The organism is Neorhizobium sp. DAR64860/K0K1 (assembly GCF_050500205.1).
In the GTDB taxonomy this organism is placed as follows: Bacteria; Pseudomonadota; Alphaproteobacteria; order Rhizobiales; family Rhizobiaceae; genus Neorhizobium; species Neorhizobium soli.
The window spans coordinates 2,618,614-2,637,275 of the sequence record NZ_CP191459.1 but is presented as its reverse complement, the minus strand read 5'-3'; the positions used below and the strand labels follow the sequence as shown (position 1 = coordinate 2,637,275).

General features: G+C 59.6%; 17 protein-coding genes and 1 tRNA gene. 8 read left to right on the top strand and 10 right to left on the bottom strand.

Annotated elements, in window-relative coordinates:
• Window positions 1–99: 99 nt before the first annotated feature.
• From ACQY1J_RS17480 to ACQY1J_RS17460, 5 genes are all read right to left on the bottom strand, one after another.
• Window positions 100–1,260, bottom strand: a complete 1,161-nt coding sequence (locus ACQY1J_RS17480; protein ID WP_430250438.1) for a S8 family peptidase — start codon at window positions 1,258–1,260, stop codon at window positions 100–102.
• A gap of 18 nt (window positions 1,261–1,278) precedes the next feature.
• Entirely contained in the window at window positions 1,279–2,268 is a 990-nt protein-coding gene (locus tag ACQY1J_RS17475) for a caspase family protein (RefSeq protein ID WP_430250437.1), read from the bottom strand.
• 1 nt (window position 2,269) lies between these two features.
• Window positions 2,270–2,659, bottom strand: coding sequence for a TIR domain-containing protein (locus ACQY1J_RS17470; RefSeq protein WP_430250436.1), 390 nt, complete (start codon window positions 2,657–2,659; stop codon window positions 2,270–2,272).
• A 165-nt stretch (window positions 2,660–2,824) separates the two neighbouring features.
• Window positions 2,825–3,100 carry a hypothetical protein gene (locus ACQY1J_RS17465; RefSeq protein ID WP_430250435.1) on the bottom strand — a complete coding sequence of 92 codons (276 nt, stop codon included), beginning with the start codon at window positions 3,098–3,100 and terminating at the stop codon, window positions 2,825–2,827.
• A 69-nt stretch (window positions 3,101–3,169) separates the two neighbouring features.
• Window positions 3,170–3,652 (bottom strand): toll/interleukin-1 receptor domain-containing protein, encoded by a 483-nt coding sequence (locus ACQY1J_RS17460; RefSeq protein WP_430250434.1) that lies wholly within the window; start codon window positions 3,650–3,652, stop codon window positions 3,170–3,172.
• Window positions 3,653–4,062: 410 nt separating this feature from the next.
• Here ACQY1J_RS17460 and ACQY1J_RS17455 point away from each other — a divergent pair, with 410 nt between their 5' ends.
• Complete coding sequence (locus ACQY1J_RS17455) at window positions 4,063–4,311, top strand: type II toxin-antitoxin system VapB family antitoxin (protein WP_430250433.1); 249 nt, start codon at window positions 4,063–4,065, stop codon at window positions 4,309–4,311.
• Window positions 4,308–4,697 carry a type II toxin-antitoxin system VapC family toxin gene (locus ACQY1J_RS17450; protein WP_430250432.1) on the top strand — a complete coding sequence of 130 codons (390 nt, stop codon included), beginning with the start codon at window positions 4,308–4,310 and terminating at the stop codon, window positions 4,695–4,697. The genes ACQY1J_RS17455 and ACQY1J_RS17450 overlap by 4 nt, the downstream gene beginning before the upstream one ends.
• Window positions 4,698–4,886: 189 nt before the next feature.
• Here ACQY1J_RS17450 and ACQY1J_RS17445 read toward each other — a convergent pair whose 3' ends face one another.
• A complete protein-coding gene (locus ACQY1J_RS17445; protein WP_430250431.1) occupies window positions 4,887–6,473 on the bottom strand; it encodes a hypothetical protein in 1,587 nt (528 codons plus the stop codon).
• 10 nt (window positions 6,474–6,483) lie between these two features.
• A complete protein-coding gene (locus ACQY1J_RS17440) occupies window positions 6,484–8,829 on the bottom strand; it encodes a hypothetical protein (RefSeq protein WP_430250430.1) in 2,346 nt (781 codons plus the stop codon).
• Between the two features lie 490 nt (window positions 8,830–9,319).
• Between ACQY1J_RS17440 and ACQY1J_RS17435 the strand changes: the two genes are divergently transcribed.
• The 3 genes from ACQY1J_RS17435 to ACQY1J_RS17425 all read left to right on the top strand — a co-directional run bounded on the left by ACQY1J_RS17435 (window position 9,320) and on the right by ACQY1J_RS17425 (window position 12,055).
• Window positions 9,320–9,703 carry a DUF4145 domain-containing protein gene (locus tag ACQY1J_RS17435; RefSeq protein WP_430250429.1) on the top strand — a complete coding sequence of 128 codons (384 nt, stop codon included), beginning with the start codon at window positions 9,320–9,322 and terminating at the stop codon, window positions 9,701–9,703.
• Window positions 9,693–11,513, top strand: coding sequence for a prohead protease/major capsid protein fusion protein (locus ACQY1J_RS17430; RefSeq protein ID WP_430250428.1), 1,821 nt, complete (start codon window positions 9,693–9,695; stop codon window positions 11,511–11,513). The genes ACQY1J_RS17435 and ACQY1J_RS17430 overlap by 11 nt, the downstream gene beginning before the upstream one ends.
• Before the next feature lie 149 nt (window positions 11,514–11,662).
• Window positions 11,663–12,055, top strand: a complete 393-nt coding sequence (locus tag ACQY1J_RS17425; protein ID WP_430250427.1) for a hypothetical protein — start codon at window positions 11,663–11,665, stop codon at window positions 12,053–12,055.
• Window positions 12,056–12,417: 362 nt separating this feature from the next.
• Here ACQY1J_RS17425 and ACQY1J_RS17420 read toward each other — a convergent pair whose 3' ends face one another.
• A complete protein-coding gene (locus tag ACQY1J_RS17420) occupies window positions 12,418–12,921 on the bottom strand; it encodes an ImmA/IrrE family metallo-endopeptidase (RefSeq protein WP_430250426.1) in 504 nt (167 codons plus the stop codon).
• 216 nt (window positions 12,922–13,137) lie between these two features.
• Window positions 13,138–13,211, bottom strand: a tRNA-Gln gene (locus tag ACQY1J_RS17415).
• Window positions 13,212–13,434: 223 nt separating this feature from the next.
• Between ACQY1J_RS17415 and ACQY1J_RS17410 the strand changes: the two genes are divergently transcribed.
• Together ACQY1J_RS17410 and ACQY1J_RS17405 are read left to right on the top strand one after the other, a co-directional pair.
• Window positions 13,435–15,135 carry a Ppx/GppA phosphatase family protein gene (locus ACQY1J_RS17410; RefSeq protein WP_430250425.1) on the top strand — a complete coding sequence of 567 codons (1,701 nt, stop codon included), beginning with the start codon at window positions 13,435–13,437 and terminating at the stop codon, window positions 15,133–15,135.
• Window positions 15,132–15,935 (top strand): RlmE family RNA methyltransferase, encoded by an 804-nt coding sequence (locus tag ACQY1J_RS17405; protein WP_062579257.1) that lies wholly within the window; start codon window positions 15,132–15,134, stop codon window positions 15,933–15,935. The genes ACQY1J_RS17410 and ACQY1J_RS17405 overlap by 4 nt, the downstream gene beginning before the upstream one ends.
• A 2-nt stretch (window positions 15,936–15,937) precedes the next feature.
• Here the strand turns inward: ACQY1J_RS17405 and ACQY1J_RS17400 are convergent, their stop codons facing one another.
• On the bottom strand, window positions 15,938–17,359 hold the full coding sequence (locus tag ACQY1J_RS17400; RefSeq protein WP_430250424.1) for an MFS transporter: 1,422 nt from the start codon (window positions 17,357–17,359) through the stop codon (window positions 15,938–15,940).
• Between the two features lie 211 nt (window positions 17,360–17,570).
• On the opposite strand from ACQY1J_RS17400, the gene ACQY1J_RS17395 reads away from it, so the two are divergent.
• On the top strand, window positions 17,571–18,587 hold the full coding sequence (locus ACQY1J_RS17395; protein WP_425503192.1) for an MBL fold metallo-hydrolase: 1,017 nt from the start codon (window positions 17,571–17,573) through the stop codon (window positions 18,585–18,587).
• Window positions 18,588–18,662 lie beyond the last annotated feature (75 nt).

Below are 18,662 nucleotides of genomic sequence, written 5' to 3'. Positions count from 1 at the left end.
TCATCCGCTGTGCCTCTACATTGATAAGACTGATCCTACAAAATCGACAGTATCGCTAGTTCAATGCCCTTTATTCGACTGCTAGACCCGCCACAAAGTTTAGGGCGCAACTACAAGACCCTGGCCGAAGTCTATTTCCGCATAGCTAGGCCCGAAGCTTTCACGTCGGGCTTTGTCGATTAGTGCAGCGCGCACATTTGTGGGCGTCGGTATTCTGCCACCCTTGCGGATCGCTTCCCACCAGAGCGCCGCAACCCCTGCGACATGCGGACATGCCATACTTGTACCGCTAAGTTGCCGCAGTCCGCCACCCACCTGCGCAGAGAGTACATCCACCCCGGGGGCGCTTATGAGTGCCATGCTATTCGAAAAGTTCGCCACGGAGAAACGCTCACCATCGCGGCCGACCGCCGCCACCGAGATGACATCATCGGCGGCTGCCGGTAAGGACGCAGAGATGCGCCAGTCGGGATGCTCATCCCGACGGCTCTCATTCCCAGAGGCCGCGACGATCAGAGCTCCCCCACCTAGCCCACCTCGGGCCTTTGTGAGGTTCATCACTGCGTCGAAGGCGCGGAGGTTCACCCTATACGCCTCGAGCGCGTTCGAGGTAGCGAGCTCAGGCGGCCAGTTGTCCTCGATCCAACTTGCCACCATTCCTGGGAAATCAAACCCCAGCGACATAGATATGACGTTGGCGCCCCGGGAGAGCGCCCAATTGATTCCGTCGACGATCATCTCTGAGTTGCCCCCGCCGTTGTCTCCTAGTACCTTGCCGATGAGTGCGCGCTGGATGCCGGGCGCAACGCCAATTCGGACGCCACCCACGTCGCGTCCGAAGATGGTGCCGGCGCAATGGGTGCCATGACCTTGGCGGTCGCCGTTACCGTCACCGCTAAAGTCGCGCTGCTCGATCTCGACCCCGGCGAATGCAGGATGCGAGGCATCGATGCCGGTGTCCAAGACCGCGACGACGACACCGCGGCCAGTGAAGCTCGATGTCGTGGCACCAACGGCGTCAAGCCCCCAGGCCGCACCTGGGCTATTGGTTGTTGCCTGGCGCGGTTCAATCAACCTGATGGGCATTGCCGGCGCGACTGCCTCAACCTCCGGCTCAGCAGCGATCGAAGCAGCTTCGCTTTCCGTAAGGCGCTCATAAGCGATTGGCCCTCGGCGATCACCGCCTGAGGTTTCAAGGCCCCGGACTTTCCCTGGGCCGCGGGTGGGCGACTGCTTCCTCACAATGACGTACTTGCGCATTGCTTCCTCCTGAGCTCGTCAGAGCCGCTTAGACTCTGCGAGCTTCCGATAATGCGCACCGATTGCCGTTAGTCGACAGGATCGGGATTCGATGGCTGCGTAATACATGTGCTCGCAACCGACAGGGACAACAAGCCCATTGCGGTTGCACGCCTGCAAACCTTTAAAAACTCTCACATTCTCCGGGTTCGGCGGGATCTCCATGATATCAGACGGCACGTTGTCTCGCGCCGGCTCAAAAGAGGGATCTAGTTTGAACTCCGAGGCGTCGTCCGGGAACAGCGTCGGAAGCTCCCTTAGAAACTCCTTCGGGATCTTTGGGGCGACTTGGCGCAGCGTGACGAAGGTCTGGACGTTGGCCTTGTAGATCGGACGCTGCCCCCAAGGGCCGAGGGTCTGGTCCACCAACGAGTAGAGCGCGGCTGGCGTGACGTTGCCGAGTATGTCGGCGGCACCCCCGCGAAGACCGTCAAGGATAATCTCGGTGAATAGGCCGTGCTTGATGCCCTCCTCGGCGATACCCTCGCGGTGGCTGGCGGTGAGTATTGTTACGCCAGTGCCAATCAGTGAGACGTCCTCGTTTCCAAGTCCCGCGACCTCTCCAGCGTAGCCCCCGTGGCAACTGTCGAGTATGATCACGCTCGACTTAATCTTCGGGTATGCCTTGTTGGCAAGGGCAAGGATGTCGGCGAGCGACATGCCCCATCCGCCAGGACGTCCGTCCTGCGCGACGATGTGGCCTGTGTTTGTCTCGCGGTTGATGATGCCGTGCCCTGCAAAGTACAGCAGCACAGTCTCGGCATCGCCAGAAAAGAGCCTTGCGACTGCCTCGTGCAACGCCTCGGAGCCGACCTCGTAATCCTGGCTTGTGAGTGTAACAACCGAGAAGTTTGGGTCGCCGTTGCCCAGCGTCTCGAGCACGGTTGCCATAGCGATCGCGTCATTGACGCATCCGGTAAGCGGGTGCTTCGGGTAGTCGTCAATCCCGACGACAAGCGCTCTCTTCACTTTAGCGACTCCCGCCAATCAGGAGCTTTAGGTTCGGCCAGGTCCAGTTATAGATCTTGTCGCTGGCGGCTGCAGCCGTGGGCTTCACGTTTGTTTTTTCTTTGTAGCCCGCCAAGAGAAAGTAGGGCTTGCCTTCCGACTGGGCAATCTTCAATTCAGCACTGACGCCAACTGCGGTGTTGGTGTGCGCTCCGCAGATCACTGCGACGACGTCGACTGACCGAATACGGGTGGTCGCTTTCGCTTTCCAGTTTCCGTCAATGTGTTCCTTGATTGACCAGTCCGCCAATTCAAACGGACTGTCCGCCAATTTGGACTGCCCTACCATCGCCTCTTTCAAAAAAGAGTCGTGATCGTAGTCGAAGCTGATAAACACGCGTGTCTTGGCCATCTTATGCTCCAAACGACGTCAATTTTCATACTCTAAGTTCCGGCCAGGACTGCGAAACAGAATATCACGAAGAATACACCCGACCATATTATTCAACGTAACGTTGAGTTTTGCATCGGTCAACGAGCAACAGCTCAAGGAGTTGAGCGCTCTCACTAGCGATGCTCAGGGGGTCGCTAGTGATTCGACGATTGTTGGCAGGTATCGCCGCACCTGATCTTTATCGCTCTCGCGCTCCTCAGGCGTAAGCGCCTCGTAGGGCGTCTCCATTTGTCTCGACCATTTCGCCACCAATTCAGCGGGGATCACCATAGACCCGTCCGGTTGCCGCTCAGCTTTTGAGTGCATGTATCGCTGCCAATGCCCCCAGCGCTCGTGCTCAATCGAAGCTAGTTGATCGAGAGCAGCTTCCAGTCGTTCCTGCACTTCACGCCTATCCATCCGTTCAGCCTTTCAGCAAATTCTAGGCCGCCTGGCATTAAGCCCGGCGCTGACAACAATCACGAAGGGTCATTGGCCAAGTCCGCGGCGCAGTGTCGAGTAGAATTCGCTGGTCGAGCTACCACGCGCGACGCTTTCGCTAAGGCTGGCCGAGCGTTTCCGAACAAAAGTGTCGCGAGCCATCTTAGAAGCCATCGCATACTGGTCGAGATGCGCATCGGTGCGCATGTAGGGCCAATTTCGAAGGAACTCTGGAGGAAGAGCATTGCCTGCGGCGTAAGTGGCGAGCGGGTAATCCTTCTCCGTCGCAACGCCGATCTCCCACGGCACCCACTGCGATGCTTTTGTAGCCTCAGAAACCACCGCTAACAGTTGGGTGCATTTTCCCATCTGCGCGCGAATGTGGGCGGCCAGATCTTCGCCCGGACGCCCAATATAGGGATCAATTACATCGAGATACGAGTCGATATCGTGTAGGTTCTTCAGTCGTCGGGCGACATAGGCAGCGGTCGTGGCATCTGCGGATTGGTGCGAAAGGAATACCCTGATCAAGGCCGTCTCCTGCCTGTTCCATGAATAATTGGAAAACCACTTTTAGTAGAGATCTCAAGTATGGTCACTACGCATGGACGGCGGAAATTGGGTTTTCCCGGCCAACGTACCTTGTTCAACGAAGGACCAATCTCATATCCTCAAGTCTGCTAGCTGTCAGTCCGCCATCGGCCCTGCATCAGCCAAGAGCCGACAGTCGGCAGGCGGCCCCAAACTGGACTTGACTGCCCCTTAACCTGGAAATAACCGGAGCGGCTGCGTGGCCCGGATATCGCGTAGTTCAAAAAGAAAGTCCGAACAGGCGAATTAATGGAAAGGCTGTTTTGATGCGAAATGCTCACTTGGACACTGTGGCGCGATAGGGTAGAATGATAGAAAATTTGCCGACTAGGTAGAATGGACTTTCTCACATGAGCCTCAACGTGAAGGACCCGGAAGCGCATCGCCTTGCTCAGGCGATTGCTCATGCGACCGGGCAGAGCATGAGCCGGGTCGTTACCGATGCGCTGCGTGAGCGGTATGCGCAAATTGAGAAACAGAGAGGTAGGGCGTCTGTTGAAGAACTGCTGGCGATCGCCGACAGGGCATCAGCCCATCTGAAGCGACCTTATACCGATCACGCCGAGCTTCTCTATGACGAGAACGGCCTGCCGAAATGATTATCGACACGTCCGCCATGGTGGCGATACTCTATGGCGAGCCGGAGGCTGATGCCTTCACGCGACTGATCCACGCTTCCGCAACAAGCCGGATCAGCGTGGCAAGCTATTTGGAACTGTCCATGGTGATCGAAAAGCAGCTCGGGCCGGAAGGGATGAGGCAGGCTGATGCCTTCTTCCGCCGCGCAGCTATCGACATCGAGCCAGTGACCGTCGAGCAGGGCCATTTGGCCCGACAGGCATTCCTAGATTTCGGAAAGGGCAGACACAAAGCTGGACTGAATTTCGGCGACTGTTTCGCCTACGCTCTCGCCAGGGATTTCGACGAGCCGTTGCTGTTCAAGGGCAACGACTTCACGGAGACAGACATCCCTTCGGCTGCATGAGACTGAGTCGCTCAAGGCCGACCGTGAGTTCATCTATGGCGGTTGGGTCGAATTTTTGAAGAGGACAATGTACCGTTTGCCATTCGTGTAAAGGTCAATCAGCGTGTCGCCCTGACCGCAATCTGGTTCTCTACGGGGCACAATCTTGGCCGTGTGAGAGGTGCTGTTTTAGCAATTCAGCGCCCGATGTCATGCTGCCTCGTAAAGACCATCTTCCCTGATTTTGAAAAGACCGCATGAGGAACCGAGTGACAGAAAAGTCCAGAGCCTGTCGGGTGTCGCGCCGAAACCTCTGCTGGGCTTCGGTCGCACAAGCATCCACCCGTCGCCCTCGAGCCCTATGCGCAACCGCTTCTTGCCGTCTCCGCCACGAACCGCCGACCAGTGCACATGCTGTCCGATGATCCAGCTCTCTATGATCTCCTTCCAGAGCATTGGGAGGGGACGATCAGCGAGAGCGTCCATCCTGCGGGCCATCATGCCCATGGGCATCCGGTCCGGGCGCTTCTCCATCGAATTCATAACACCGTCCGGGTAAACGGTCCCCTCGAAGGATTTCGCGATGGCCCTGACTACCGCCAGCGACCGCAGAGCAACACCCGGAACCAGGGAACGTTCCTTCTGCTGTGCGTGCCGGATTAGTCGTAGGAGTTCCACCACGTCCGTGCCGGGTTCCATGGAGGCGGCAGGCCACTTCCGGCCACCTTCGATCAGTGCAAGATAGTCTCCCACTGTGCGGGAGGATGCGTAGTCCTGATCCTGTGCGGCTGCCGAATTATGCGCTGCCGCCACCATTTCGTCCGTCGAAAGAGACATCCCCTTCCTGCTGGAAAGAAATACCTCCACCCACAGCATCGTGGATTCCGTCGCTAGCCGCTGGAGCTGGCGGGCCTGGAGGTGGCAAAGAAGAAGCGCCGTATTTCGCATCTCCGTGTCGTCGCCTTCGTAGGCCACTACCTCATCGAAGCCGGCGAACCTCCGTCGTATGCCGTCGATGTCGAGCGGACCCTCATCGACAAGAATCGCGCGCAGAAGGTCGGCGGTCGCTTTTCTGCGACGCATGTCCTTACCAGCTTTCTCAAGGCCTCCGATATCATAGAAAAGGTGGCGGAATACGTTCATCTCTTCAGCAGAAGGCTTGTCGATCGGGAGCACTCCCGCGAGTGGTCTAACATCATCCAGGGTTACCGTGGGCGGCTCCGGACGCAAGAGGCGCTCCGGCAGTACAGATGAGACGAGATCGTCTATCACCTCGATCGCGGGCATGGCTTCAAGCGCCCAAGCGAACAACCCGCCCTCGGGCTTCAGGAAATGCAGTGCCTTGATGGAAGGTCCGTACTCGGTAGGGGCCATGAACCCGGTTTTCTCGTTTTTGTAGCTGTCCCAGTTGGGCCCAGTAAAGGTGAACCGCCCCGTCACCTCCTCAGGGTTCAGATACTTCCGGACGGTCACGTCGCCACGGAAAGGGGTGCGCGCAATGGAGGTCGACCACGCGTACAACGCCTCGTAGCGCTCCACCAGATCAACGATCTTCTCCGGCGTCATGCCAGCCCGCCCGGCGTACTGGGATGCCCTCCACCAAGCCCAGGCCATGAACGCGTAGGGCCGGATGTGCTGGGTGACGTTGTTGATGCCGGGCACCGTCGCGTCCATCAGGTCGAGGTTGATCTGCCGCAGGCCTATGGGATCTACACCGCTCTCGTCGAGCTTCAACTCGCCCACGACGCGAAAGCCGGGCGTCCGGTCGAAGATGCCGTCTAGTTCTTCAAGCTTCATGTAGCTGTCCTCACAAGGATACGTCTATGATGACCCGGCTGCATTTCATCCCGGCGCAGGTGGCAAGGCGGTGCCGTCCCAGGCGAAGACGCTGTTCGGAGGGAAGGCCGGTGTAGCATCCGGGGCAACCCGCCTTGCCCGATCGCCTTGTAGTGATATAGGCAATTTTGTCGGGCCTAGATTCCCCAGCGGCGACTTTGCGCATAATGCTGCTTTCGATTGGCGTGGCTCCATCCGGGATCGTAAGAACGCTTTCACCTGCGGCGATCTCCCGACGAAGCTGGTTCATGATGCTCCATTGCGTCCGGCTGTCGACGATCTCCGCCCACGACTGCTTCCATTCCTCGTTGATGCCGCGGGGATGTATTCTTCGCTCTTCTCTGCCCTCCGCCAGGGGTTCGAAAAGCAGCCTCGTATCTTCGTCGAGCTCTCCTCCGAACCACGACTGGAGTACGGAGTGCATCTTCGAAGCGGACCCGGGATCACCGATTACGGTCATGGCCGCGATGATGCAGATGCACTGGTCGAGAGAGATCGGATCGGAATCAGCCGGCCGGGCGTGGACGGCGGCAAGGATCCAACGCTGCATCAGCACTGGCAGGAGCTCATCGGGGGTCTCGGTACGCGGCACGATGTGGATCATCATGTCGAAAAGGGCGAACAGACCTGGAGCGCGAACCGATCCCGCCGGGTATTCCTCAAGCTTCTTGAACAGGTGGTCGAAAGCCTTCTCCGCCATGGGCCGTGGAACCCTACGGCCTCGCTTCGGGGGGCGGCCAGAGCTCCCGGAGCTGGCACCGGGAACGACTGAGTCGTCATCATCATCGGCGGCGTCATCGTTCTGTTCGGGCATTGTCTCTGCAAGGCGGCGAACAAGCGCATCGATTAGTCCGTCGCCTGTCGGCTCGGCTTCGCCTCCCGCCCAGGTCGACTGCATGTCCAGCGCGCTCTGACCCTGGAGCGCGCTTAGTTCGCCCGTAAGATGAGGCATGGCGGCCCTCCGATCGCTCCGGCCGCCGCCCGAGCGCTCGGCTGAGTCGAACAGGGCCTTCGGATCTCGAGCGAAGTAATCGAGGATAGCGGCCACGTCGCTGACGGTGTCCAAGCCGCTCGCCATGCGGGCCATCGCCCGAGCGATCGGTCCGCGCCGCGATATGTCCCGGATCAGGTCGCGCAGTACTAGCCAACCCCTGACTTCCTGATCTTCACGGATGAGGACGACTTGCACCGAGGTCCCGAGAGCAATTGGTTCCAGCGACGGAGGCGGTTCGAACCTGAACCTTCCATCCGCGCCGACCCGTACAGTTCCGGCCGAGCCGCGCGTCGTTCCCGATGAGATGACCGCCTCCCATCCTCCTTCCGCGGCAACCCCCAGCACTCGTCCGACGATGACGCCGCCATTGTAGTCAACAATGAGACCAGCGCCCGATGATTCACGGGGTTCTCTTTCATGGGTCGCCGTGCCGCCGCCTCTCGTCGTCGCTTCCCACCCGAAGGACAGAGAGAGGTCGCACGGACGGATGACGACGGCCTCAACGTTCCGGCCGAGAAGGGCTGCAGTCGTTGCGTTGGCGCTTCCTGTAACGATGAGCCGCCCGCGCTCGCATTCGATGTCGTAGAGTTTGGAATGAAGCGAGCGGCTGTCGTTGAAATGCGAGCTACTCACGGGCTTGCACCGCATCCCTGCCTCGCTTGCGGAACTGAAGTCGAAGATCGACGGTGCGAGCGGAGGCACTAGGACCGAGATGTCGTCGCATCCGAGCCCTTCGGCGAGCGCCTTGATGCCGTAGTGCCCTGAGAAGAACGGGGAGACGGCCGTAAACCGTCGGGCCCCGCCGAGTTCATCTGCCATCTCCTTGATCTGTGTGACGAGCGATCCTCCCATCGTATGGAGCATCCGGCTTCGTCCTGCCCCGGGAGTCGAAGCCGCCCTGGTCGCAAGGTCGATGAACCTGTCAAGAGCCGCCGGTCTAAGACATTCGAGACGACCGCCTTGCATGCCCCCGGTGGATATAGCCTCGAACATGGCGGCGATGTCGGAGAAGCATCGCGAATCCCTTCCGGGTCTCAGGAGTTCGAGAACTTCGTTGTTGTAGCCCCAGCCACCGAAGGAGAGATTGCCTGATCCCACCGTAGCGCGAACATTACCATCCTCGTCCGCAAAAAGGGAGATCTTCGGATGGAATACACCGCCTGACACCTTGATCGGGACGAGATCGTAATCCCGACCCACTCCGATTGCTCCGACGTCCGAAAGCGACGACATGTATCCTTCGAGATCTGCGAGAATCGTAAAGTTCCTGACCGAGCGGCTCACCGCCGCCAGTGGAACAGCTTCGACGAACGACAGGCTCAACGAATAGGTGGTGAAGAGAAGAGACGACCAGGCCGAGGCGGAAAGCAGATCGCGTGGCGTAAAATTTCGTTCGTCCAATGGATGCCTCCCAGCCCCGCAGTCGTGGCACAGCTTATAGACTGCATGAGAGCAGTCTTGCAATCTGAGCTACGAAAATCAACGGCACTGAGACAACGCCACGTACTCCATGTTCTATGTCCCCTTTGGTCCAACTTCGGAGCTTGGTCTAACCGTTTGCGGTTGTTTCTGCTCGCAAAGCGAAAGAGCAGATATTTGGAGCCAGCAAACCGACATTGACCGTCAAGCGACCGGCTTGTTCTGCGCTTGCCGCGGCAGGGGCACAGGCGCTTGCTTAACTCAACTTGCGGAAATAATTTCCCGTATGAATTTTCCTTCGAACCACTTACATTGCAACTCTAGTTTGCCTTTCCGCATGAAGCTATGACATGTTCCTGAACAAGTTGAAGGCTAGACGCATCTGGGTGGGGCATTGTCGGCAAATTTCGGTCATCTGGAAGCACTTAGTCCTGAGCTCCATCGCCTGGGCGTCTTGGCCGAGCGCTTCTTTGCCGATGACGCCAATACCTCGCTTATCAAAAGTCGCCAGTTCGGCGAATACATGGTCAAGGAGATCGCGGCGCTGTCCGGGGTCTATGATGCCGCCGCCCGCGAGACGACGTATGATCTTCTCAGACGCCTGGCCACTCAGCAGGTTCTACCGAAAGAAGTCGCCGACATCTTTCATGCGGTACGCAAGAGCGGCAACGAGGCGACACATAGCCTGGCCGGCTCACCAGCAGAAGCGCTTGCCGCGCTCAAATTTTGCCGTTCGCTTGGTGTCTGGTATCGCCGAACCTGGTGTGATGCCCCATAAGGTTCAAGACACGCTGCTCACCCGGGCCACCTCCGTGTTCGGATCGCTGAACGTCGCGGCGCGCACGATCGACGTTATTTTCGCGTCTGAACAACCGGTGCGTCGCCGCTCGTGGGATATGGGTGCTTACGACGAAGTGTTGCTCTGTGCTCCCGCTAACGTCGACCTTTCCCGTGCCGAGAACATGAGCCTACTCGACACGCACGGCTCATACAATCTTGATGACCGGCTTGGCACTGTCGTGCCTGGTTCCGTTCATTTTGAACGCGGGCAGGTAATCGCCACAGTGAAGCTGTCCCGAAAAGCTCGAGCTGAAGATCTCTTCCTCGATCTTCAGGATGGCATGAGCCTGCCGGTGTCTGTCGGCTACCGCATTCTAAAGGAGGAGCGTGCCGAGGCTGGGCAGGGAGAAGTGCCAACGGTAACCGCTACCCTGTGGCAACCGATGGAAATTAGCGTCGTGCCCATTCCGGCCGACTCCAACGCAAAGACAAGAGGATTCGAAATGCCTACGACAGCTGAACCTGAGCGCCAGGAGCAACAGCAGCGGCCGGCGCCTGCCAACATCATCAACGAGCGTCGCCGCGTCTCCGAGCTCCGGACTTTGGCTCGTACGACGGGCGTGGACGACGAGCAGCTTGATCGCGCAATCGATGACGGCACGACCGTCGACGCCTTCCGCGCGATCGCTCTTGACGGCATGGTTTCCCGCCAGGCGCAGACTCCGACCTTCCCGCACGCCGATCATAACGAGCACCGCCACGGCGGCATGACGCGTTCGCAAGCGATGGCGGACGCGCTGATGACCCGCGTCAGTGCCGCGCACAAGCCGCAGGACGCCTCTCGTGAATTTGTCGGACTATCATGTGTCGAGCTGGCACGCCGCTCATTGGAGGGGAATGGTGTCACGACGCATGGAATGGCGGCTGGTCAGGTAATCGAGCGCGCCCTGCACACCACCAGCGATTTCGGCAAGGTCATCAGCTCTGTCGGCCAAACCACGCTGCAGGCCTCTTACGGTGCCGTTCCGAGCGCGCTGAAGGCCGCGGCAAGGCGGACCACCGCGCGCGACTTTAAAGCCAAGACTGCTGTGCGCCTGGGCGGCTTCTCCAACCTCGAAAAGGTCAACGAACACGGTGAGTTCAGGCGCGGCACGTTCTCGGAAAGCGCGGAGTCGCTGAAGCTGGAGACGTTCGGCAAGATCTTCGGCATGACCCGCCAGATGCTGGTCAATGACGATCTTGGTGCATTCTCGGGAATCGCACAGCGATTGGGCAAGAAGGCAAGCGACCTCGAGGCAAAGATCCTGGTCGATCTCCTCAAGTCGAATCCGAAAATGGGCGACGGCTTGGCCTTGTTTCACGCCACCCACAAAAACCTTGGAACGCCGGCATCGCTGAGCGTGGACGCTCTCAGCATCGCGCGCACGAGCTTCCGTAAGCAGACCGATGACACGGGCGAGCTGATCAGTGTTGGCCCACGCTACCTCGTCGTAGGTGCCGATCTCGAAACGCAGGCCGAAAAGATCCTGACGTCGATCCAAGCGAACCAGACGCAGGACGTGAATGTCTTCGGCGGCAAGCTGGAGCTTGTTGTCGAGCCCCGCCTCACAAACGCGACGGAGTGGTTTTTGGCCGCTCCCGCGGAGCAGGTGCCCGGCCTGGAGTACGCTTATCTCGAAGGCGAAGAAGGCCCGCAGTTCTTCGAGCAATTCGGCTTCAACGTCGATGGTGTGGAGATCAAGGTCCGCCTGGACTTCGGCGCAAGCTTCATGGATTGGCGCGGCTGGTATTGCAACATCGGTGCCTGATGAAATTGCCCGGGAGGCCTTGCGGCTAAGCGCCCCGGGCATGTTCCCGAGCCGGTGATCTTGGCGGTTTAGAAACAATCACCCCAGGCCAATGGTGGCCAGCCCGGAGGCCGGAAAACCTCCGGGCATATTTTTGAAAGGATGAAAGCATGTCGCTATTCGACAGACTCGACAGAATGACGAGCCGACAGGCTGACCGGATCTATTCGGTTTCGGCTGTCATCGACGCTATAACGCGCTCGCCCAACGGCAGACCGGCGGCCGATGCTGCCCGCGGTAAAATCCGCATTCGCGGCATTCTTGATAGCGCCGACGAGTTCGCAGCGATTGAGGCGGGAGCGCGTGACAGGACCGGCAGTGATTTCCGCACCATGGTTGCCGGTCAACGGTTCCAGTTCTCGGTGGACACCGCACGCTATCCCGCCGCTAAGAACGCCCGTCAGGGCGATCGGCTGACATTAGACGACGCGAGGCGCTTCGACATCGCCAGCGCGTCACCTGACGGCCAGAGCCGCATCATCTATCAGCTTGCTATTCTTTGAAGCTGTCGAATAACGACTTCACGACCACGTGCGCTAGCCCGATAATCTGGGCAAGGTTCTGGACAAGGAGTAGGGGAAGCAACCACTCGTATCGAGTGAAATCCCACTTACCCTGTCCGACCTTAACCAAAAGAATAATCTGAAATATTACGAGTCCAGCTAGCAAGGCCATCATGAAAATGGACCAGTGGCCTTTGCTGCTGTGGTGCTGTTGGAAAGCCAGGAGCTTCGCGTAAGCTAATTCTCGGGCTGTTTCCTTGTTGGCGTCTTCTATCGAGGCAGGTGGTTCCGGCTTGTCAGTCGGAAGCGTGCCATCCTGCCTCAATATTTCATCAAGTACGTCTTGCTTTGATGGAGACGCGTCACTCGGCATTGGAGAGCCGGTACTCCATCATTGTGCGGCTGACATCGAAGATAGGAGCGAGCACAGATACAGGTGCATTGCGAACGCCTTTTAGCAAGTGCTTTGGCACAAGCAATTCCGATGCGAAAGCATTTGCTTCCTGTTCGAATGCGTTGCTGGCTTCCACCCGCTGAAAACGCGGGAGTACCGGATACTGCTCCGGGTTTGCCTCAAACGCCTTCCTATGGAGTATCCAATGCCCCAGTTCGTGAGCGATCGTGAAGCGCTGTCGATTTCCGGAGTCGGCTTTGTTGACGTAAATTCGTCGATCGTTGAAATCCAGCAGTCCTGCGACTTTCTCCGCGAACCGCCCCATGTCCGAGAAAACGACGTTCACGCCGTTCTGCTCCGCGACCTCAACGACGGGCACAGATGGAGAGCTAAAAATCTCCGCCAGTTCTCTGGCTTCTGAGCGAGCGCCCGTTCTGTTCGGGATGGCATCAGCGGTCATGGCAAAACTCATGATTGGCCTCCTTCACATTGACAACGACATAAAGCTCGGCACGCGACCGAGCTGTGATACATTTCGTATATATGGCACAGATTCGTTTAGCTGCAATGTACAAACGGACATTTTGTCCGCAGCAAGTCCCACGAAAATTGTGACACAGCACGTGACACGTTGCCGTCTCTGTGTGACGCGGCATTTTGAAAATGCAGCGATTTCAATGGGGTAGATTGGCTGGGGAACCTGGATTCGAACCAAGATTAACGGAGTCAGAGTCCGTCGTTCTACCGTTGAACTATTCCCCAGCAGGAAAAGCCTTGTGGCTCATCGGTGTGCGGCGCTTATATCCAAACACTTGGCGCTTGCAAATACCCTTTGTGAAAAAAATCGACATCATTTTTGGTCCTGCTTGCCGCGCCCTAAAAAGCCGTTGGCGAATGCGCCTGAGGCTGTTATCTTCAGGTCAACGAAACGATCAGACGCCAGCTGCATGCTTCAAAGTGTTGCGCGGCGAGATGGACTTATAAAGTGATGAACCCCGATAGCGGCGGAAAGCCGCCGGAAGGCGGGGCGTCGGCGGAACTGCGCAGGGATGTCAAGAACTCCCGGCGCCGCAAGGCGAAGCGAAACGGCAAAGACCGTGACGCGGCGTCGATGGCGCACGCAAGCCCGGCTGAAAAGGCCGGCCAGGCCGGACGCTCGCACGGCATGAAACCGGATGGTGGCACGTCCGACGGAGGGCGGCCAGAGCCGGGCTCACCGCATCCGCGCAAGCGAAAGCGCCGTCGCTCCCGTTCGCGCTCCGCGGTCACGGAGAATTCTGCACATGCGCCAAATCCATCAGTGGATGGTGGCGATCGCCTATCTGGCGCCGATGCGCCGGCGGGCGAAGGCTTGCGCGGTGACGCCAAGCCGGCCGGAAAGCAGCCGCGCCAGCAGGGCCCGCAGCAGGATCGCAATCAGAGCCGCAAGAAGAAGCGTGCCGGTCGGGGCCCGCAGGGTCGGCCGCTGACGCAGGCCAAGCAGGGACCGCTGGTCACCGCCAAGACGGTTTCGGCCGCAGGCCACGCCGGTTATGCGGCGCTCGGGCATGAAATCCATGGTTCTCCCGGCGCCGACAAGTTCGCAGGCTTCCGCGACGAACTCTATGCAGCCCTTGATCTCGGCACCAACAATTGCCGTCTCCTGATCGCCCAGCCGACGCGGCCCGGCCAGTTCCGGGTCATCGACGCGTTTTCGCGCATCGTCCGTCTGGGCGAGGGGCTGGCTGCAAGCGGTCGCCTGTCGACGGAAGCGATGGATCGCGCCGTCGATGCCTTGCGCGTCTGCGCGTCGAAACTTGCGCACCGGCCGATCCGCCGCATGCGGCTGATTGCCACCGAAGCCTGCCGCGCTGCCGAAAACGGCGAGGCATTTCTGGCACGGGTCACTGAGGAAACCGGGCTCGAGCTCGAAATCATCGATCGCGAAACCGAGGCGCGGCTTGCCGTGTCCGGCTGCTCGTCGCTGGTCGGCCGCGAGGCCCGTTCCGTCGTGCTGTTTGATATCGGCGGCGGCTCGTCTGAAATCGCGGTCATCCGCATCGGCGACAGTCGCTCGTCGCGGCTCGCCAACCACATCACCCACTGGACCTCGCTGCCGGTCGGCGTCGTGACTTTGTCGGAACGCCATGGCGGCCGCGATGTCACGCCGGCCGTCTTTGCCGGCATGGTCGATGAAGTCGAAGGCATGCTGTCGAAGTTCGATTGCCCGCCGATCGGTTCCCCGCACCAGCAGGGCGCCGAGGACTTTCATCTGATCGGCACATCGGGCACGGTCACCACGCTTGCCGGCGTCCACCTCGATCTGCCGCGTTACGATCGCCGCAAGGTCGATGGTCTGTGGCTGTCGGATTCCGAGGTTTCTGCCATGCAGGCAAAGCTCCTGTCATGGGATTTCGCCGGCCGCTCCGCCAATGCCTGCATCGGGCCGGACAGGGCCGATCTGGTTCTTGCCGGCTGCGCCATCCTCGAAGCGATCCGCCGCCGCTGGCCGAGCCAGCGCATGCGGGTTGCCGATCGCGGGCTGCGCGAAGGTCTTTTGACGGATATGATGGCTGATGACGGTGTCTGGCGCCGCGGCAGGGGACGAAGGTTCGGCCAGGGGTCAGGCAGCGGTTCAGGCCAGGGCCACCATCAGACGAATAATTCAGGCCACGGGCAGACGCAGGAAACGGGACGCAAGCAATGACGAAACCATCCGTTGGCGGCAACCGCACCGGTCGCAAGCTTGGCCAGAAGGTCAAGAAGGGCAAGCTGAAGGCGTCTTCACGCCGCTGGCTGGAGCGCCATATCAACGATCCCTATGTCCAGCGCGCCAAACTCGAGGGTTATCGCGCTCGGGCGGCGTTCAAGCTTCTGGAGATCGACGAGAAGCACCAGTTGCTCAAGGGCGCGCGCCGCATCATCGATCTGGGTGCAGCCCCCGGCAGCTGGTCGCAGATCGCCGCCAAGGTCACCGAATCCAGCGATGACGATATGCGCGTCGCGGCGATCGATTTTCTTGAAATGGCGCCGCTTGCCGGCGTCAAGATCCTGCAGCTCGACTTCCTCGATGACGACGCGCCGCGCCAGCTGATGGAAGCGATCGGCGGCACGCCGGATGTCGTCCTGTCCGACATGGCGGCACCGACCACCGGCCACCACCGTACAGACCATCTGCGCACCATGCATCTGTGTGAAGTCGCCGCGCATTTTGCCGTCTCGGTTCTGGGCGAGGGTGGCCATTTCTTGGCAAAGACCTTCCAAGGCGGCACCGAGAAGGACCTTCTCGATATGCTCAAGAAGAACTTCAAGCAGGTCATCCATATCAAGCCCGGCTCGTCGCGCCAGGAATCGGTGGAAATGTTCCTGCTTGCAAAACACTTCAAAGGTCAGGCCCACAGGCTCGCCAACGAAGCGGCCGGCGACCATCCCGGCGATGATGCAGCAGACGAAGCACAGGATGATCCGCGGGAACAGGCGGGCGACGAGGGCTTCGGCCGGGACTGAGTTTACTCGCCGGCTCCCGGTGTCGGCTCTACCTGTCCGACGCGCACTCCGCGCCGGTGTCCCGATACGTCGGCGCCGGTCATCGGGTCGAGCTTGAGGATTGGGATCACCGCAAATACCGAAACAGCGGCGACGATAAAGAACGCGAGATGGAAATCCGCGAGCGCCAGCTGGCTGCCGGAAAACGTCGACGACATCTCCAGAATGAAGGCTGCAAACGCGACGCCGAGTGCCAGGCTCACCTGTTGCAGGAATGAGGCCATGGACGTCGCCTGGCTCGCCTGCTGGTCCGTAATCTCCGAATAGCCGAGAGCATTGGCACCTGTGAAAAACAGGGAGCGGAATAGCCCTGCCGCGAGCAGCGCGCCGATGATCACGATATGGGGTGTGTCCGGCGTGAAGAACCCGTTGACCGCCGTCGATGCTGCGCCAAGGATGCCGGCAAAGATCAGCGCGGTTCGAAAGCCTGTCATCGCAAACACCCGCCTTGCAAGGAACTTGACCGTCAGCGCACCGATCGCACCGGCGAAGGTGATGAGGCCGGACTGAAACGGATTGAGGCCGAAACCCAGCTGCAGCATCAGCGGCATCAGGAAGGGGATCGCCCCGGTCGCGATGCGAAACATCGTGCCGCCGGTGGTGGAGGCACGGAAGGCCCGGTCGTTGAAGATCGTGAGGTTCAGCACCGGAAACGGGTGCCGCTTGGCATGGAAATAATAGAGAATGCAGGCGGCAAAGCCGGCAAACGTGGCCGTGATGCCGACGACCGGCGGCAGCGCCGGCAGGCCGATCACCGACAGGCCGAAGACGACGCCGGAGGCCGCGACCGAGGTCAGCAGAAAGCCGAACCAGTCCATTCGAGGCGTCTCCACCGGCGGCACGTGCGGCAGGTAGATGCCGGTCAGGATCACGCCGGCGATGCCGATCGGCACGTTGATGATGAAGATCCAGTGCCAGGAAAAATAGGTGGTGATGAAACCGCCGATCGGCGGCCCGGTCAAAGGCCCGACCAGCGCCGGAATTGTCAGAAGCGCCATGGCGGAAACAAGTTCGCTTCGCTTCGTCGTCCGCAGCAGCACGAGACGGCCGACCGGCGTCATCATTGCACCGCCCATGCCCTGCAGGAAGCGCGACATCACGAACTGCAGCAGTGAATCCGAGATCGCGCAGAGGATCGAGCCCACGATAAAGACGCAGATCGCCAGGCGAAAGATCTTCTTTGCCCCGAATTTGTCGGACATCCAGCCGCTCAGTGGAATGAACATCGCAAGCGCCACCATGTAGGATGTCAGCGCCAGTTTCAGCGTGATCGGGCTGACACCGAGTTCCGCTGCAATGGCTGGAAGCGCGGTGGCAATGACGGTCGAATCCATCTGCTCCATGAATAGAGCGACGGCGAGAATAAGCGGGATGATGCGGTTCATGGGGAGGGCCTGCGATACGCGACGCACTTCAACGTCCCCGCTCTAGACCTGTTCCGGCATGAAGCCAATTGCACAATGTCAATTTCCGGGAGACCATGTCACGTCTGCGTGAGGCTTGTTTCCCTTTGCCTGTCGCCTGTTATCTATTCGTGTGCGGGGCTTGGGCATTTTCGGTGCACCCCCGAAAGCTTTCAAACGGAGGGATGAGATCATGACGTTCAAGGACGAACCAAAGGGCATGGAACGCCGCACGCTGCTGGGAAGTGCCGGACTGGCCGTCCTCGCGGCGCCGGCTATATGGAGTGGCCAGGCGCTGATGAGCAGCAAAGCGCTGGCACAGGAGAAGAAATTGGCAATCGATCGCGTAACCCCTCCCGACATTCATAAATTCAAGCTCGGTAGCTTCGATGTTCTCGTGGTGAAGGATGGCTCCCGCGCCTCCGGCACTCCGAACGAGACGTTTGGAACCAACCAGTCGGCCGAGACCGTCAGCGCGCTTCTCGCAGACAACTTTCTGCCGACCGATCAGTTCGTCAACGGCTTTTCCCCGACGCTCATTGATACCGGCAGCGACGTCATCCTGTTCGATACGGGCTTCGGCCAGTCGGGTCATGCCATGGGTGCCGGCCGTCTGGTCGAAGGCATGGCGTCTGCCGGCTATATGCCGGGCGATGTCACAAAAGTGGTCCTGACCCATCTCCACGGCGACCATATCGGCGGCCTGATGGAAGACGGCAAGCCGGCTTTCCCCAAGGCGACCTATATCACCGGTCAGACGGAATATGATTTCTGGGTCGACGGCGCCCGCGCCGGAACGCCCGCTGAAGGCAATCAGAAGTCCGTGCTCGCCAATGTGAAGCCTCTGGCAGACAAGATGACCTTCATCGGAGAGGGCGACGACGTCGCACCCGGCATCACCGGCATGCTCGCGCCCGGCCATACGCCCGGCATGATGATCTTCAACGTGGAATCGCAGGGCAAGCGCCTGATCCTCACGGCCGATACCGCCAACCACTTCGTCCTGTCGCTGCAGCGCCCGGACTGGGAGGTCAAGTTCGACATGGACAAGGCAAAGGCGGCCGCAACCCGCAAGCGCGTGTTCGACATGATCGCCACCGACAAGGTCGCCTTCCTCGGCTACCACATGCCGTTCCCCGCCGTCGGCTACGCCGAAAAGCAGGAAACCGGCTACCGCTTCGTGCCGAAGAGCTACCAGTTCGATATCTGACGAATATTGACGCGGGAAATTCACAGCTATGCAAACCCGGAGGGCCTGCCTCCGGGTTTTAAATGTTCCCTTCCT